Origin of the sequence: Nonomuraea maheshkhaliensis, from assembly GCF_039529435.1 — a bacterium.
Taxonomy (GTDB): Bacteria; Actinomycetota; Actinomycetes; order Streptosporangiales; family Streptosporangiaceae; genus Nonomuraea; species Nonomuraea maheshkhaliensis.
Genome location: NZ_BAAAMU010000192.1, coordinates 1 through 15,306, shown reverse-complemented (window position 1 = coordinate 15,306; position 15,306 = coordinate 1). Strand labels below are relative to the sequence as shown.

The 15,306-nt window shown below is 72.5% G+C and carries 18 protein-coding genes; 6 read left to right on the top strand and 12 right to left on the bottom strand.

Annotation, left to right across the window (positions count from 1 at the left end; translation table 11 throughout):
- The 6 genes from ABFX54_RS53300 to ABFX54_RS53275 all read right to left on the bottom strand — a co-directional run.
- Positions 1-850: serine/threonine-protein kinase (locus ABFX54_RS53300; protein ID WP_346114993.1), on the bottom strand; the 850-nt coding region annotated here is incomplete at its 3' end.
- 94 nt (positions 851-944) lie between these two features.
- Positions 945-2,684, bottom strand: coding sequence for an alpha/beta fold hydrolase (locus ABFX54_RS53295; RefSeq protein ID WP_346114992.1), 1,740 nt, complete (start codon positions 2,682-2,684; stop codon positions 945-947).
- A gap of 143 nt (positions 2,685-2,827) precedes the next feature.
- A complete protein-coding gene (gene pspAB / locus ABFX54_RS53290) occupies positions 2,828-3,388 on the bottom strand; it encodes a PspA-associated protein PspAB (protein ID WP_346114991.1) in 561 nt (186 codons plus the stop codon).
- Between the two features lie 7 nt (positions 3,389-3,395).
- On the bottom strand, positions 3,396-4,298 hold the full coding sequence (gene htpX, locus ABFX54_RS53285; protein WP_346114990.1) for a zinc metalloprotease HtpX: 903 nt from the start codon (positions 4,296-4,298) through the stop codon (positions 3,396-3,398).
- 4 nt (positions 4,299-4,302) lie between these two features.
- The gene (gene pspAA / locus ABFX54_RS53280) at positions 4,303-4,581 is read right to left on the bottom strand and encodes a PspA-associated protein PspAA (protein WP_346114989.1); all 279 of its coding nucleotides are present in this window, start codon (positions 4,579-4,581) and stop codon (positions 4,303-4,305) included.
- Positions 4,578-5,396 carry a PspA/IM30 family protein gene (locus ABFX54_RS53275; RefSeq protein ID WP_346114988.1) on the bottom strand — a complete coding sequence of 273 codons (819 nt, stop codon included), beginning with the start codon at positions 5,394-5,396 and terminating at the stop codon, positions 4,578-4,580. The genes pspAA and ABFX54_RS53275 overlap by 4 nt, the downstream gene beginning before the upstream one ends.
- Positions 5,397-5,547: 151 nt before the next feature.
- Between ABFX54_RS53275 and ABFX54_RS53270 the strand changes: the two genes are divergently transcribed.
- A complete protein-coding gene (locus ABFX54_RS53270; protein WP_346114987.1) occupies positions 5,548-6,132 on the top strand; it encodes a DUF3043 domain-containing protein in 585 nt (194 codons plus the stop codon).
- Between the two features lie 331 nt (positions 6,133-6,463).
- Here ABFX54_RS53270 and ABFX54_RS53265 read toward each other — a convergent pair whose 3' ends face one another.
- The gene (locus ABFX54_RS53265) at positions 6,464-7,549 is read right to left on the bottom strand and encodes an SMI1/KNR4 family protein (RefSeq protein ID WP_346114986.1); all 1,086 of its coding nucleotides are present in this window, start codon (positions 7,547-7,549) and stop codon (positions 6,464-6,466) included.
- A 57-nt stretch (positions 7,550-7,606) separates the two neighbouring features.
- On the opposite strand from ABFX54_RS53265, the gene ABFX54_RS53260 reads away from it, so the two are divergent.
- Positions 7,607-8,605 (top strand): aldo/keto reductase family protein, encoded by a 999-nt coding sequence (locus tag ABFX54_RS53260; RefSeq protein WP_346114985.1) that lies wholly within the window; start codon positions 7,607-7,609, stop codon positions 8,603-8,605.
- 66 nt (positions 8,606-8,671) lie between these two features.
- Here the strand turns inward: ABFX54_RS53260 and ABFX54_RS53255 are convergent, their stop codons facing one another.
- Positions 8,672-8,878, bottom strand: a complete 207-nt coding sequence (locus ABFX54_RS53255; protein ID WP_346114984.1) for a hypothetical protein — start codon at positions 8,876-8,878, stop codon at positions 8,672-8,674.
- An 82-nt stretch (positions 8,879-8,960) separates the two neighbouring features.
- Between ABFX54_RS53255 and ABFX54_RS53250 the strand changes: the two genes are divergently transcribed.
- Entirely contained in the window at positions 8,961-9,647 is a 687-nt protein-coding gene (locus ABFX54_RS53250; protein WP_346114983.1) for an SCO2322 family protein, read from the top strand.
- A gap of 25 nt (positions 9,648-9,672) precedes the next feature.
- Positions 9,673-10,803, top strand: coding sequence for a bifunctional adenosylcobinamide kinase/adenosylcobinamide-phosphate guanylyltransferase (locus ABFX54_RS53245; RefSeq protein ID WP_346114982.1), 1,131 nt, complete (start codon positions 9,673-9,675; stop codon positions 10,801-10,803).
- Positions 10,804-10,998: 195 nt separating this feature from the next.
- Here ABFX54_RS53245 and ABFX54_RS53240 read toward each other — a convergent pair whose 3' ends face one another.
- The gene (locus ABFX54_RS53240) at positions 10,999-11,799 is read right to left on the bottom strand and encodes an ABC transporter ATP-binding protein (protein WP_346114981.1); all 801 of its coding nucleotides are present in this window, start codon (positions 11,797-11,799) and stop codon (positions 10,999-11,001) included.
- A gap of 34 nt (positions 11,800-11,833) precedes the next feature.
- Between ABFX54_RS53240 and cobS the strand changes: the two genes are divergently transcribed.
- Complete coding sequence (gene cobS, locus ABFX54_RS53235) at positions 11,834-12,556, top strand: adenosylcobinamide-GDP ribazoletransferase (RefSeq protein WP_346114980.1); 723 nt, start codon at positions 11,834-11,836, stop codon at positions 12,554-12,556.
- Positions 12,557-12,641: 85 nt separating this feature from the next.
- On the opposite strand, the gene ABFX54_RS53230 is transcribed toward cobS, so the two are convergent.
- The 3 genes from ABFX54_RS53230 to ABFX54_RS53220 are packed head-to-tail and all read right to left on the bottom strand — an operon-like array spanning position 12,642 to position 14,880.
- A complete protein-coding gene (locus ABFX54_RS53230) occupies positions 12,642-13,562 on the bottom strand; it encodes a CPBP family intramembrane glutamic endopeptidase (RefSeq protein WP_346114979.1) in 921 nt (306 codons plus the stop codon).
- Complete coding sequence (locus tag ABFX54_RS53225; RefSeq protein WP_346114978.1) at positions 13,559-14,536, bottom strand: SdpI family protein; 978 nt, start codon at positions 14,534-14,536, stop codon at positions 13,559-13,561. The genes ABFX54_RS53230 and ABFX54_RS53225 overlap by 4 nt, the downstream gene beginning before the upstream one ends.
- The gene (locus ABFX54_RS53220; RefSeq protein WP_346114977.1) at positions 14,533-14,880 is read right to left on the bottom strand and encodes a GntR family transcriptional regulator; all 348 of its coding nucleotides are present in this window, start codon (positions 14,878-14,880) and stop codon (positions 14,533-14,535) included. The genes ABFX54_RS53225 and ABFX54_RS53220 overlap by 4 nt, the downstream gene beginning before the upstream one ends.
- 106 nt (positions 14,881-14,986) lie before the next feature.
- Between ABFX54_RS53220 and ABFX54_RS53215 the strand changes: the two genes are divergently transcribed.
- A partial coding sequence (locus tag ABFX54_RS53215; RefSeq protein ID WP_346114976.1) for a M17 family peptidase N-terminal domain-containing protein occupies positions 14,987-15,306 on the top strand: 320 nt, incomplete at its 3' end.

The following is a 15,306-nucleotide window of genomic DNA, read 5'->3' as shown; positions in this document are numbered from 1 at the left end:
CGCCGGGTAAGTGTGCACCGGAGGCCGTTCGGGGGGCGGGGGCGTGGCCGAGGAGGCGCATGAGGGCGTCGCCGGCCGACGGACGTCCGGCGGGGTCCTTGGCCAGGCACTCCGTGACGAGCGCGCGGAGGGCGGGATCCGCGATCGAGCCGGTGTCGGCCTCGGTGCGCAGGATCCGGTTGACCACCGCGGGCACGCTGTCCTGCCCGAACGGCGGCTGCCCCGAGGCGGCGTACAGCAGCGTGCACGCCCACGCGAACATGTCCGACCGCGGCCCCGGGTTCGACTGGGTGAGCTGCTCAGGCGCCATGTACGACGGCGTGCCGATCACGGCCACGGTGAGGGTCGAGCTGAGGTCGAGCGCCTTGGCGATGCCGAAGTCGATCACGCGGGGGCCGTCGGAGGCCAGCAGCACGTTCGACGGCTTGAAGTCGCGGTGCACGATGCCGGCCTGGTGGATGGCGACCAGCGCGGTGATGGTGCCGATGGCGAGCCGGTGCAGGGAGGTGCCGGTGCGGGGGCCCTGCTCGCGTACGACGTCGGCGAGGGTGGGGCCGCCGATGTACTCGCTGACGATGTACGGGCGCCCGCCGTACAGGCCGGTCTCGACGACCTGCGCCGTGCAGAACGGCGCCACCCGCCGCGCCATCGCCACCTCGCGGACGAACCGCTCCGACGCCTCGGCGTCGCCCGCCAGGTCGGCGCGCAGCAGCTTGAGCGCCACCTTCGTGCCGTCCGGTGCCGTGGCGAGGTAGACGATGCCCTGCCCGCCCTCGCCGAGCCGCCCCGACAGGCCGTACGCGCCCACCGTCGCGGGATCGCCTGGCCGCAGACCCGCCAGGTCAGGCATTGGCACCCCCACAAATGGCCTCTTTTCCCGCCATTCTGGTGGGTGGTCCGCATATCCGTCACCCGTTCGAGCAACGCCGCCCCCGCCGACCCCCTCAGGGCCGGCCCCCGCCGTCACCGGATGCGGACTCCCGGGCCGGCCCCTCGCCGGCCTCGGACACCTGGGAGGACGCATCCCGCCGAACGTGCACGGGAGACAGGACCGCGTCGGCGACAGCGTGCGGGTGGTGCAGGTGAATACGCCGTCCATGCCCTGGTACGCGTACGTGCTCGCCCCCGAGCTCGTCCGCCAGTCGCCCCCTGCAGCCGTCCCGGTCGCCCGCGCTGATCACGACGACCGGCACCCTGGGGAACGGCTTCTCGGCCCGGAGCCTGCGCAGGTCGGCGGCCATGTCGCCACGGGCCAGCCACTCCCCCGCCATCGCGGAGACCGTCGTGCCGGTGCGGTAGATCCCCGACGGGTCGGGCAGCCCGGTGAGCAGCCGGTGCGCGGCCGGTCCCGTCAGCCGGGCCAGGACGGTCGCGCCCCAGGTCCCGCCGAGCGCGGGCAGCCAGCGCCCCACCGTCCTGGTGGCCGCCGCCGGCGCAGGCCGTTCGCCGACGCATACCGGATCCACCAGGACAAGCCGGGCCAGACACAGCGGGTGCAGCCGGGCGAACGCCTCCGCGTGCCAGCAGGCGACGCCGTGGGCGATGACGGTGACCTGCTGGGGGTGGGCCGGGGCCAACGCGGCCAGCCGGGCCACCTCGGCGTACAGGGTCGGCGGCACGGGCGAGGGCGGGCTGAGCCCAAGCCCGGGACGATCGAACCGAATCACCCGACGACCGGCGGCAGCAAGCAGGCCGGCCACCGCGTCCCAGTGAAACCAGGCCCCCGCCGCCCCCGCCGCGGTCAGCACCGCGGGCCCGTCCCCCTGCACGACGACATGCTGCCTCCCACCCCCAGCCACCACCCCACCCGGCCCCACCCAGACGCCCGCACCCACAGCACCGCCCCCGCCCGGCCCCGCCTCGACGCCCCTGCCCGCGACGCCGGCTCCACGCCACGCTTCCGCCGCACCTGCGAGCCCCCCGGAACCCGCCTCCATCGGGTGGCCCGCATCGGCCCCGTTCACCACGCCGGTCGCTTCTCCCGCGCCAGCGGCCCCGTCCGGGCGGACCCTGGCGCCGCCTACGCCGCCCATGCGGCCGGGGGCGATCCTCATCGAAGGGGTGAGTGCGTAGTCCTCTTCCCGGTCGTCGGAGACGAGCAGGCGCAGGGCCACGTACACGAGCCAGAAGGCGATCATGGCGAGCTGGGCCCGGTGCGCGAGCCCGGCGCCGCGCCCGCCGGCCAGCCCGGCCACGGTGAGCACCGTCGCGGCCAGGGTGAGCCAGGTGAACAGCCACGACACCCACGACCGCCAGCTCGCGCCGAGCAGCGCCATCGCGGCCACCACGGCCCCCGTGCTCAGCGCGCCCGCCACGAGGTGGATCAGGTGGCCGGACGAGGTCCCCTGATGGCCGCAGAGCGGGTCGCTCACCGTGGCGCAGTCCAGCGGGAACAGCCCGGTCACGACGGTGAGCAGCCCGAAGGCGGCCAGCGCCATCCAGCCGGGCCATTCGCGCGCCACCCTCGGCACGAGCGTCACCCCGAGCAGGCACGCCAGCCCCGCCAGCACGTCGCTGACCCGGAAGAGGCGCGTCCACGGCTGGTCACGTGCGGCCAGCTCGCCGACGTAACCGTCGGTCCTGTCCACGGCGGGGGTGGTGAACTGCCCGGTCATCCAGGCGCTGCCGAGTACCGCCGCCACGATGAACGCGGACGCGGCGAACACGAACAACCTTCGCTCCACGTAATGATTAGATCACTGTGGGCGATCGTCGCACATAAGCGCCCCAGCCAGAGCCCCGCACAGAAGCCGGCAGAGCCCCGCAGCACGGAACTCAGCCGAGCCCCGCGCGGAGCGGGGCAGGGCCGCTCTCGGGAGTCGGGGGCTCAGAGCCCGGGGGCGCCCCAGACGGGGAACCAGCGGCTCAGGTCCTTCTCCAGCGGCAGATCACCCTCCAGCGCTCCCCTGGCCTGCAGTTCGAGCGCGTTGTCGCGCTTCTGCCCGGAGGTGGGGGCGAACGGGTAGAAGGTGCCGCGTTTGTACAGGTACACCACGGCCAGCCGCCCACCGCCGTCCGGGCGGGCGAACGACACCAGCGAGCACAGCAGCGAAGGCCCGAACCCGGCGTCCTCCAGCGACGAGTTCACCGCGTGCAGCTCGGTGACCAGGTCGCTGAGGGCGTCGGGCGAGCGGCGTACCAGGAGCCAGGTGTAGCCGTAGCCGTCGTCGGACTCCTCGACCCGCTCCCCGAGCAGCGCCTTGACGTCGCGTTCGAGCGTGGCGAACGCGCCGCCCTCGGCGGCCCTGAACGCCACGGAGCCGGAACCGGTGGGGACGAGCCCGGTCGCGGCCTGCAGCGTCACGGCCGCCGACGGCAGCGCGAACAACGCGTCGAGGTTGGGCTTGACCGGCTTCGACCGGCCGAGGAGCGAGTCGAGCCAGCCCATGAGGTGTTCAGCCCCTTCCGAGTTGCCGCGAGATGTTCGCCAGCTGCTCCAGCCGGCGCTCCAGCGGCGGGTGCGTGGAGAACAGGCTGGCCAGCGTCTCGCCCTTGGCCAGGGCGGGCGCGAAGTAGAAGGCGTTGAACGGCTCCGCCTCGCGCAGATCCCTGGTGGGAATCCTGGCCATCTCGCCGCTCACCTTGGTCAGCGCGCTGGCCAGGGCCGATGGGCGCTGCGTGAGCAGGGCGCCGGCCCGGTCGGCGGCCAGTTCGCGGTAGCGCGACAGGGCCCGGGTGAGCAGGAAGCTGACGGCGTACACGATGACCGACACCAGCAGGATCACCAGCCCGATGGGCACGCCGCCCTGGCCGTTGCCGGCTCGGCGGCCGCCGAGCCCCGTGTAGAGCGCGAAGCGGGTCATGAGGCCCGCCACGATCCCGAGGAACGAGGCGATCGTCATGACGGCCACGTCACGGTGGGCCACATGGGACAGCTCGTGGGCGATCACGCCCTCCAGCTCCCGCGGGTCCAGGCGGCGCAGGATGCCCGTCGTCACGCAGACGACGGCCTTCTTCTGGTTGCGGCCGGTGGCGAACGCGTTGGGGACGTCGGAATCCGCGATCGCCACCCGAGGCTTGGGCATGTCGGCCATGGCGCACAACCGGTCGATCAGGCCGTGCAGCTCAGGGGCCTCCTGCGGGGAGACCTCCCGCCCGTGCATCGCGAACAGGGCGATGCGGTCGGACAGGAAGTACTGCACCAGCAGCAGGCCGCCCGCCAGCACCAGCACGGTCAGCGCCTGTACGCCGAGAGCGATCAGGACGCCGACGAACACCACGTAGAGCAGGCCGAGCAGGAACATCGTCACGACCATGCGGCTGGTCAGGCCGCGATCGGACGCGAACCGCGTGCTCACGGGCTCAGCCCGGGATCAGGCCCTGGTCGCCCAGCATCTCCCGGACCTCCTCGATCGAGGCGTCCGCGGGGGGGAGGATCAGCTCTGACGGCTCAAGGCTGTCGTCGGAAAGCGCCTTGCCCACATGGCGCACTTTGTCGAGCAGCGCGTGCAGCTTGACCCGGAACGACTGCTCGTCGCCCGCGTCGATGGCCGCTTCGAGCTCGGAGTCCAGCTCGTTGAGGACCGAGATGTCTTCGGCGGAGATCTCCACCTGACCCTCGCCCATGATCCTGACGATCATGCGCCCTCCCCAGGCTGGCGCAGCTGCTGGGTGCCACCCTGCTGCTGAGGCTGGGCCTGCGGCTGAGGCTGAGCCTGCGGCTGCCCCTGCTCGATGGCGCTCTGCGGCGCCGGGCCCTGGCCCAGCTCGGCCTTCATCCTGGCCAGCTCCAGCTCCACGTCCATGCCGCCGCCCATGCGGTCGAGCTCGGCCTGGATGTCGTCGCCGCGGGTGCCGCTGTAGTCGTCGAGCGCGCCACTGGCCAGCAGCTCGTCGATCGCGCCGGCGCGGGCCTGCATCTGCGCCGTCTTGTCCTCGGCGCGCTGGATCGCCAGGCCGACGTCGCCCATCTCCTCGGAGATGCCGGAGAACGCCTCGTTGATGCGCGTCTGCGCCTCGGCCGCGGTGTAGGTGGCCTTGATCGTCTCCTTCTTGGTGCGGAAGGAGTCGACCTTGGCCTGCAGCCGCTGCGAAGCCGTGGTCAGCTTCTCTTCCTCGGCCTGGAGGTTGTCGTGCTGAACCTTGAGGTCGGCCATCTGCGACTGCAGGTTTGACCGCCGCTGCAGCGCCTCGCGGGCCAGATCCTCGCGGCCCACGGACAGCGCCTTGCGCCCCTGCTCCTCATAACGCCTGGCCTGGCTCTCCAAGCCGTTGATCTGCAACTCCACCCTCTTGCGCGAGGTGGCGACGTCGGCCACTCCTCGGCGCACCTTCTGCAGCAGCTCAAGCTGCCGCTGATAGGAGTAGTCAAGGGTCTCGCGCGGATCCTCCATCTTGTCCAGGGCCTTGTTGGCCTTGGACTTGAAGATCATCGAAAGTCTCTTCATCACGCTCATGCGCGTCGGCCGTCCCCTTCTAGGTCGTGCTGGTGTTATCCCGTGCAGCGCAGCCGCCTTGGGATTACCCTACGCATAACGCACGAGGGCGTCACTAAGTTGCAGTCCAGGTAGGGTTGACGCTGTGTTGCGACGCCGTTCCCAGACCTCCGTGGACGACACCCCCGTCCCCGTTGACGATCCTAAGCCCCAGGGTAAAGGTCGTCCCACACCCAAGCGCCGCGTTGCCGAAGGCAAACGGCGCCAATACGTCTCCGCGCCGAAAGACCGCAAAGAGGCCTATCGGCAGATGCGGGCCAAGCAGGCCGCCGAGCGCGATCGTGCCCGTCAGGGCATGCTCGCTGGTGACGAGCGGTATTTCCCCGCTCGTGACAAGGGCCCAGCGCGCAAGTTCGCGCGTGAATGGGTCGACTCGCGGCGGTTGCCGAGCCAGTATTTCCTGCCGTTCTCGCTAGTCATCCTGCTCGCCACGTGGGTTCCCTGGCCGATGGCCATCAGGGCCCAGGTGCTGGGCTACGTGGTGACGATCGGCTGGCCGATCATGATGATCGGCGTGCTCTTCACCTCGGTCTACGTGGCCTGGAAGGTGAAGAAGGTGGTCGCGGAGAAGTTCCCGAACGAGAGCGTCAGAGGCGTGGGCTTCTACGCGGCGATGCGGGCTTTGCAGATCCGCAAGCTGCGCTTCCCGCCGCCCACGGTGCTGCCGGGCGGCAAGCCGGTCCCGCAGAAGAAGTAACGGATATTTTCCGAAATTTCGGCCGTTTCCCGGCAAGCGCCGGGACGTGTTACGCGCCATCGCGCTGAGCGGCGCCACGCCGCCGGCCGCGCTCGTCCACGGACCTGGCCGAGCCGGCACCCAAAGGCTTCGAGCCGGTATCGAAGGGTTCCGTAGGTTCCGTCCGTAGCGGCACCGACTGCCGGGTCCGGCGGTGGTGGCGCGGCCGGTGTCGCTGTGCCACGGCGCGCCGCCGCAGGCCCGCCGCGGTTGGGGGTGGCCGGCGTGGCCACTCCCTGCACCGAGCGGGTCGCCGTCATGGACGAACCGCTGGTGCCCGGTGGCGGTGGCGTTACTTCCAGCGCAGCAGGCCGCGCTCGACCGTCGGGCGCCGGCCCCCGGACTCCCCCTCGCCGTCGAGCGTGAGGGCCGTGCCCTGCTCCAGGGCGTCGGCCACCGCCCGCATGAGCGCGTGGTACGACGGCACGCGGAGCATGCCGTCCGTGCCCTCCCAGGCGACGGCCCGGTCCACGGGGTCACCCGCCGCGAACTCCGCCGCGTACGTCACGGCGTGCTCCGTCGCGTCCGATCCGCGCCCCTGACGGGACAGGAACGGGATCATCCGACCGTTCCAGCGACCGGAGCCGGCCTCCGAGGCGCACAACCGCCGCCAGGTGTCCCTGATCTGGCGGATGCCGAGGTGGGACGCGACTCCGGACCGGGCGCCGAGCCCCAGCCCGAACGCGCCCGCCCCGCGCGAGCCGTTGTGGCGCAGCAGCGAGGCCCGCAGGTCGTCGGGGAAGTTCAGACCCATCTGCGCCTCGGCGACCGCGATCGTGCGCGCCTTACCGGGGGCCCGGAGCGTCAGGTACGTGCGGGGCGCGTTCGCCTTCAGCCACCGCTCGATCCGCCACCACTGCCGGTCGACGGCACGCTTCACCACGGGGTCGATCGGCCGCACCGTGACCGGACGCGGCGCAGGCGCACAACCGGAGCCGGAATCGAGGCCGGAATCGCGGGCGCTCGCCGCAGGCGAAGGCACGGACCGCGCGGTGGGCTCGGCGGGCGGCGTGACGGGCGGCACGGTGGGCGGCACGGTGAGCGGCACGGCGGGCGGCACAGCGGGCGGCACCGCGGAGTCGGCGGTGGGCGGGACGGGATCCGGCACGGTGGCCAGGACTTCGTCCCAGGTCAAGGATTCCTCGTACGCCGCCCGCGCCTGCCACCCACCCGCCGGCATCAGGGCGAGGACCAGCGTCAGCGCCACGATCGCCACGATGCCGGCCCAGATCGCACCCATCCCCGTACGGCGAGCGCGGCGGGCGGGCGCCACCGGAGCGGCGGGCTCCTTCCGCGGCAGGCGGGCACGGCGGCGCAATCGTACCGCGATCGCGGTCAGGATGGCCGCCGTCAGCGCCAGCCGTACTAGCTTCAGCACGTCGCGCACCCTATCCCGAAACGAATCACCCCATGCGCCGGGATTAAGGTCGGACCTATGGAATTCCGACACCTCGGCCGCAGCGGCCTCATGGTCAGTGAGATCAGCTACGGCAACTGGATCACCCACGGTTCCCAGGTCGAGGAGGAGGCCGCCAAACTGTGCGTGCAGGCGGCCCTCGACGAGGGGATCACCACGTTCGACACCGCCGACGTCTACGCGGGGACGAAGGCTGAGGAGGTGCTCGGCCGTGCGCTGAAGGGCGTGCGCAGGGAGTCGCTGGAGATCTTCACCAAGGTCTACTGGCCGACAGGCCCCGGCCGCAACGACCGCGGCCTGTCGCGCAAGCACATCACCGAGTCGATCAACGGCTCCCTGCGCCGCCTGCAGACCGACTACGTGGATCTCTACCAGGCGCACCGTTTCGACTACGAGACCCCGCTCGAGGAGACGCTCAAGACCTTCGACGACCTCGTACGCCAGGGCAAGGTCCTCTACATCGGCGTCAGTGAGTGGACCGCCGAGCAGATCGCCCAGGCGCTCAAGATCGCTGATGAGATGGGCTTCGACCGCATCGTGTCGAACCAGCCGCAGTACTCCATGCTGTGGCGGATCATCGAGCCCGAGGTCGTGCCGCTGAGCGAGAAGGAGGGCGTGGGCCAGATCGTCTGGTCCCCGATCGGCCAGGGCGTGCTCACCGGCAAGTACCTCCCCGGCCAGCAGCCGCCCGAGGGCTCGCGGGCCACCGACAAGAGCGGCAGCGCCATGATCGCCCGGTTCATGCGGGACGACGTGCTCACCCGCGTGCAGGAGCTCAAGCCGATCGCCTCCGACCTGGGCCTCACCATGGCGCAGCTGGCGATCGCCTGGGTGCTGCAGAACCAGAACGTCTCCAGCGCCATCGTCGGCGCCACCCGGCCCGAGCAGGTGCGCGACAACGTCAAGGCGTCGGGCGTCAAGCTGGGGGCCGACGTGCTGGAGCGGATCGACGCGGTGCTCGGCGACGTCGTCGAGCGCGACCCCGCCAAGACCGTGAGCCCGCAGACCCGTGCATAACGCACCCGCGTAACAAAAACCCCTTGAGCCGCAAGACGCTCAAGGGGTTTTTCTTTTATTCGGGAATCACTGCTGGCGCAATGACAATCCCGTGTATTCAACACGGTCCTCTTCGAGCAAAGCGACCTGCTCGACACCGGATTCCAGCAGGTCACGATAGTTTTCGCCGAGCCAGGACTCCGCGTCGGCCTGGCTGGGAAAAACCTCTCGCGGCAAAGGGCGATCCGTCACCTCACCACCATTTGCATTTTCATAACGCCACCGCCATGTCATGCCATACGCTCCTTTTCCGCGGGTTCGCCGGCGCACCCTCCGCAGGCACTGGAACCCTACTCCCGAGCTTGGAGGTCAATCGATGCTGCGCGCGTACCGTGTTGCGGCCGGGGTCGCCATCGGGGCGGCCGCGTTCCTCTTCCTCCCCCATTCCGCACTCGCCGCCACGCCCGTCGCCCCCGGCGGGCCGGCCCCCGGAGCCGCCGACCCCGGCGCCCCGCGGTCGTGGAGCGCCTGGCTCAGCGACGGGACTGCCTGGCTCGCGGCCGGTCCCGAGGACTCGCCGCCTGACGGCTCCGTCATCGGCTGGCGCTTCTCCGTCGTCGCGGAAGGGGCCGGCGACTCCCCCGGCGGGGAGCTGCCGTCGTTCGAGTCGGTGTGCGGCAGGGACACCGCGGCCTCCGGGCACAAGCGGGTGGCCGTGTCTGTGGACTTCGGGGACGGGGACGCCGACGCCTACCCGGGCGACCAGCCTCCCGCGCAGGGGGTGCTGCGGTGCGTGGCGGGCGCCGAGGACGCCACCACCGCCCAGCTCCTCGCCGCCGCCGCCCAGGTCCGGGTGAACGCCGAGGGTGACGTGGTCTCCGTGTCCGGGTACCCGATGCGCGAGCGCGGCGGCACCGAGCTGACCGCCGCCACGCCGGTCGCCCCTGGCGGGCCGCCTGTCCTGCTGATCGCGGGCGGGGCGGGCACGCTGGCCCTGCTCACGGCCGGCGCCGTCGTGGCCACCCGCCGCCGCACCCGCACCCCCGCCGAAACCCTCCGATAACCGGCTCGCCGGTACGCTCGGCGCGGTGAAAGTCCTCCTCACCGGTACGGCGGGCGGCGCGGGCTGGCCGGAGCCCGGCTGCCGGTGCGTCTCGTGCGCGGGCCTGCCTCCGGGTCACCGCCGCCCGTTCGGCGTCGTCGTGGACAGCGTGGCGAGCTTCCCCTTCGACGCCCCGCCGGACGGTTACCGCACCGACGCCGGCGGCCTCGGAGTGTCCTGCCCGGACGGCACCCGGCTGCTGTGCCTCCACACGGACTGGAGCGGGCCCACCGCCCAGGTCACGTCCATCGGCCGGGCCGCGTCCGCGGCCGGGGCCGTACCCGGAGACGGGGCCGTGCCCCCGGACAACACCCCGGGCAACAGGTACGACGTCGTCCTGATGGACCTGCTCGACCGCCCGGAGCGCCTCGGGGAGTTGCGCAGGGCCGGGCTGGCGGACGACGCGACCGTGGTGGTGGCGACCGGCCTGGACCACCGGATCAGGTCCGAGCGGGAGCTGACCCGGCGGCTGCGCCTGTGGGGCGCCCTGAGCGTCCCTGACGGCACGGAGCTGGAGGTCATGCCCGGACGCGGCCTCACAGCGGCGTCACGGCCTCCAGGGGCCCAGGACGACGCCATTGTCACGGAACGCGAGCCACACCCGTGGCGGGCGTTGCTGCTGGGCGGGTCCAGGTCCGGGAAGTCGGCCGAGGCGGAGATGCGGCTGGCAGGCGCGCCGTACGTCACCTATGTGGCCACAGGACCAGCGGGCGCTGGTGACGGCGAGTGGGCGGCGCGGGTGCGGGCGCACCGGGCGCGGCGGCCCGCGCACTGGGCCACGGCCGAGACCACCGACCTCGTCACGACCATCGGCGCCGCCACCACACCGCTGCTGATCGACGGCCTGGGCACGTGGCTGACGGCGGTGTTCGACGAGCACGGCGCGTGGGAGGGCGACCGCGCGCCGGTCGCCGCCGCCTGCGACGCCCTGGTGGCCGCCTGGCGTCAGACGCCGCAACCGGTCGTGGCGGTCTCGGACGAGGTGGGGATGGGCGTGGTGCCCGCCACGGCCAGCGGGCGGGCGTTCAGGGACGCACTCGGCCGGCTCAACGAGCGGCTGGCCGCCGAGTCCGAGTACGTGGCCCTCGTGCTCGCCGGCCGCCCACTCGAACTATGACCCCCGCCGCCCCACCTTGACCGCCAGAGGGTGGTCACACCCCCGAACCGCGCCCCACCGGCCTACGAGGGCAGGGTGACCGCCCGCTCCAACCGTGGCCCCGGCCCCCGCCACGACCACAAGAGCACGGTGGCCGCGCACTCGAACCGTGGCCGGACACCCCACCACGACCGCGCCGAGCGCCCGGGCCCGGGATCAGGGACGGGCGGCCCTGGCGTACCAGCGGCCGTCGATGCGGTCCACGGTCAAAGGACGGCCGAAGCAGTCGCTGAGCTGGTCGGAGGTGAGCACGTCGGCCACGGGACCGGCCGCCAGCACCCTGGCGTCGCGCATGAGCATCGCGTGCGTCGTGGTGGCCGGCACCTCCTCCAGGTGGTGCGTCACCGTGACGGTGGTGAGCACGGGCCGGGTGGTGGCCAGGTCCTCGACGGCGGTGATGAGGTCTTCGCGGGCGGGCAGGTCGAGCCCGGCGAACGGCTCGTCGAGCAGCAGCACCGCGGGATCGCCCATGAGCGCCCTGGCCACCCGGATCCGGGCCCGCTCACCCTGCGAGCAGACGCGGAACTTCCGCTCGGCGAGGTCCTTGCAGCCCAGGTCGGCCAGCAGCCGGTGCGCCCGGTCGTGCTCGGTGTCGCCGTACTTGTCCCACAGCGGCGCGCTCGTCCCGGTGTGGCCGGTGAGCACCACGGCGAGCGCGGTCGCCCCTTCCTCCTCCATCAACTCCTCGTCCACCAGCCGCTGGCTGGAGGCGACGAGACCGATGTGGCGGCGCAGCTCCCGCAGATCGACCCGGCCGAGCCGGTGGCCGAGCACCTTGACGGCGCCCTCGCTGGGATGCCGTACGGCGCCCGCCAGCGACAGCAGCGTCGTCTTGCCCGCGCCGTTGGGGCCGAGGATGGCCCAGTGGTCGCCGTAGTCCACCTGCCAATCGACACCGTCGAGCAGCGCTTTGCCGACAACCCGGACACCTACGCCTTCCAGTTCAACCACGTGCATCCCGCCACACTAGTGGGCCCTAGGATCGTGCGTTATGCGGCTGATGGACGGTGTGCGGCTGGCCGTGGGCACGCTCAGCGTCTTCCCCGTCCGCGTGGAGCGGGTGGATCGGCAGGTGGCGGGGCGGGCCATGACCCTGGCCCCGGCCGTCGGCCTGGTGCTCGGACTGGTCGCCGGGCTGCCCCTGCTGCTTCCCGCGCCGCCCCTGCTGGGGGCCGCGCTGGCGGTGGGGCTGCTGGCGCTGCTCACCCGGGGGCTGCACCTCGACGGCCTGGCCGATCTCGCGGACGGGCTGGGGAGCGGCAAGCCGGCCGATCAGGCGCTCGACATCATGAAAAAGTCGGATATCGGGCCGTTCGGCGTGATGACGCTGGTGTTCACGCTGCTGGTCCAGGTGGCGGCGGTCGCGGAGGCCGGCTACTGGGCGCTGGTGACGGCCTGCGTGGCCGGACGGCTGACGCTGGTGTGGGCCTGCCGCGCCGGGGTGCCCGCCGCACGCCCCGAAGGGCTGGGGGCGATGGTCGCGGGCACCGTACGCCGCCCCGCCGCCTGGCTGACCACCCTGGCCGCGGCGCTCACGGCCGTGCTGATCGGCCCGCTCGCCGCGCCCATCGCCCTGCTCGCGGGAACGGGCGTGGCGCTGCTCCTGCTCCGGCACGCCAGGCGCCGGCTCGGCGGGATCACCGGCGACGTGCTCGGCGCGCTCGTGGAGACGGCCACCGCCGCCACGCTGGTGGCCTGGGCCCTCCTCCCCTGAACGGGCCGGCCGCCACGAGGGCGACCGGCCGTACCGGCGAGACGCGGCAGAAGCCCGGGCGGAGCCGGCAGGTCGCCCGGCCCTTTCAGGTGGCCGGTTCGGACTCGGCCGGGGCCGGCTCGGGCGTCCGCCGCGGCGGACGTACCGGGAAGAAGCGCAGCAGAACCGCGCCGAGCAGCGCGAGCACCACGCCAACCATCACCCCGGTGATCCCGGCCAGCACCTCGTTCGGCGGCGCGGCGGCGACGCCGAGCAGCAGCGCGACCCCGGCGACGGCGTTCAGCGAGCCGTGCGCCACCACCGCGGGCCACACGCTCCCGGTACGCAGCCGCAGCCACCCCAGCAGCACCCCGGCGAGCGTGCAGAAGCCGATGAAGACCAGCGCCGCCCACGAGCCGAGCCGCGGGTAGTTGTAGCCGAGCAGGGTGAGCGGCGCGTGCCAGAGACCCCAGATGGCACCCGACATGAGCAGCCCGGCGAACACGCCGTTCGTGGCGGTGAGCCGGGGCGCCAGCCAGCCCCGCCAGCCCCACTCCTCCCCCAGCGCGGGGATCGCGTTCAGCACGGGCCCCGCCACGCAGGCGATCAGGATCTGCACGATGGCCAGGGTGCTCGGGTCCGCGGGCGGCTGGACGCCGTTGGCCCGCAGGCCGGCGGCGAAGAGGCTGAGCCCGGACAGGTCCAGCGAGACGAGCCCGACGGCGGCGCTGAGCCACAGGGACAGGAACGTCAGGACCGGCACGCCCGCCCATGCCGCCAGCATCATCAGGACGGTACGGCCCTTGCGCTCGCCCAGCGTGAGCCCGGTGTGACGGGCCCATTCGCGGAACGGCGCGCGCGACAGCGCCCAGACGCCGAGCACGCCCGCCGACGGGGTGAACATCATCAGCGCGCCCAGCCCCTGCATCAGCGGCGAGCCCAGCCCGCCGCCGAACCACAGGGGGAGCGCCACGGCCCAGGACAGCCCGAAGGCCAGGACGAGGAAGACAACGAGGGGTTTTTTCACGACGTAACACGCTCCGCGATGAGGGTGTTGATGAGGGAGGCGCCGCGTTCGGCGTCGTCGATGCTGATGGCGAGCCGGCCGCCGGAACGGTAGCGCAGGACCAGGCATTCGCCGCCGCGCAGCATGATGGCGGCGTTGCCCGGCAGGCCGCGGAAGCCCCAGCCGCCGACCTCGGACGGCCGCAGCTCCTCTGCCCACGCCGACTCGACCTTGGCCAGCGGGATGGTCCGCGCCGGCCGGCCGAACGGCCCGAACCCGATCACCACCTTCTCGTCGATCACCTTGACGGTGAGCGCCATGGTGGCCAGCCCGACGACGAGCACGATGACGAACGCGGGCAGTGCCGCCCCGACGCCGGCCACACCGGACACGCCGGACACGCCGGACACGGTCAGGGCGGTCGTCACCACGATGACCGCCAGCGCGCAGAGGGTGAGCGCGGCGAGCCACGGGTTGACGATCCTGCTGACCCAGACCGCCCGCTGCCCCGGGCCGAGGCGCAGGCGCGGCGGCGCCTGCTCGCCGGGGGACGGCTCGTCCCGCGGGCCCCTGCCCAGGTAGCCGGCGGCGGTGCCGGCGACGATCAGCCCGAGGATCACCAGGGGGACGTGCCAGCCGGGCAGCTCGGCCGCGCGCCAGCCGGGGGCGTCGAGGTTGACGGAAAGGGTGGAGGCGGCGGCGCCGAGCAGCAGCGCGCCCAGCCCGAACAGCAACCCCCACCAGGTGACCCGGGTGCCGCGCCGGGCGCCGGCCCGGCCGGCGAACACCACCAGGAGGAGCCACGGCACGACCCACAGGGCCGAGGTCGTGACCACATGAGCGGTGAACGACGTGGAGCCGTCGGGGACGCTGCCGGACGAGCCCCAGTGCGTGGCCAGGGGATCGGGCAGCCGGTCGCGCAGCGCGAGCGGCGCCAGGATCAGCACGGCGGTCACGGCCGCTCCCCATACGAGGGCGACGGCACGGGGTCTCATGTCAGGTCCTCCAGGATGTCGATGAGGTCGTCACGGCTGTAGCCGTACTTCTTGGCCTCCTGCAGCAGCTCGCGCGCCCGCTGGGCGAGCAGGGCACGGCCGTCGGCGCGGCCCGCCACGCTGACGCCGCGGCCTCTCCTGAACTCCAGCAACCCCTCGTCCCGCAGGTCGCGCAGGGCCCGCAGCACGGTGTTGGTGTTGATGCCCAGCGCGCCGGCCAGGTCCTTGGCCGGCGGCAGGCGGTCGCCCGGCCGGTAGGAGCCCTCGCCGATGGCGCGGCGGATGGCGCTCGCCACCTGTTCGTGCAGCGGACGGGCGTCGTGAAGATCGAGCGTCAGCAACATGGTGCTAATGACACTAGCACTATTCCTCAACCTGGCACCAACCGGCGATTGGTAGGATGAACCCCTGTTTGTGAGTACGCAGAAACCGTGGATAGCATCGGTTTACGTGACCACTGTGCGGCTGAACTCAGCAGATCCCGTCTCCATCGACACCGACGCCTTGATCGTCGGCTTCAGACCGGGCGAGGACGGCCCGGTCCCCGCGTCGGGCGCCGACTCCCTCGGCGCGGCCTTCGATGGCAGGCTCACCGCCTCGCTCGGCGCCGTGGGCTTCTCCGGCAAGCCCGGCGAGCTGGCCAAGCTGCCGGCCTTCGGCGCCATCGCCGCCCCGCTGCTGGTCGCCGTCGGCCTCGGAGACTCCCCCGGGCCCGAGGATCTGCCCCGCCCCGCCGGCGCCGCCCTGCGCGCGCTCGCCGGCACCTCCCG

Bases quoted from the DNA above. Each gene is read 5' to 3' on its own strand.
- pspAB (WP_346114991.1), bottom strand. From the start codon at position 3,388: ATGGGCTGGCTCGACTCGCTCCTCGGCCGGTCGAAGCCGGTCAAGCCC.
- pspAA (WP_346114989.1), bottom strand. From the start codon at position 4,581: ATGATCGTCAGGATCATGGGCGAGGGTCAGGTGGAGATCTCCGCCGAA.
- ABFX54_RS53275 (WP_346114988.1), bottom strand. From the start codon at position 5,396: ATGAGCGTGATGAAGAGACTTTCGATGATCTTCAAGTCCAAGGCCAAC.
- ABFX54_RS53260 (WP_346114985.1), top strand. From the start codon at position 7,607: ATGGAATTCCGACACCTCGGCCGCAGCGGCCTCATGGTCAGTGAGATC.
- ABFX54_RS53255 (WP_346114984.1), bottom strand. From the start codon at position 8,878: ATGACATGGCGGTGGCGTTATGAAAATGCAAATGGTGGTGAGGTGACG.
- ABFX54_RS53250 (WP_346114983.1), top strand. From the start codon at position 8,961: ATGCTGCGCGCGTACCGTGTTGCGGCCGGGGTCGCCATCGGGGCGGCC.
- ABFX54_RS53240 (WP_346114981.1), bottom strand. From the start codon at position 11,799: ATGCACGTGGTTGAACTGGAAGGCGTAGGTGTCCGGGTTGTCGGCAAA.
- cobS (WP_346114980.1), top strand. From the start codon at position 11,834: ATGCGGCTGATGGACGGTGTGCGGCTGGCCGTGGGCACGCTCAGCGTC.
- ABFX54_RS53225 (WP_346114978.1), bottom strand. From the start codon at position 14,536: ATGAGACCCCGTGCCGTCGCCCTCGTATGGGGAGCGGCCGTGACCGCC.
- ABFX54_RS53220 (WP_346114977.1), bottom strand. From the start codon at position 14,880: ATGTTGCTGACGCTCGATCTTCACGACGCCCGTCCGCTGCACGAACAG.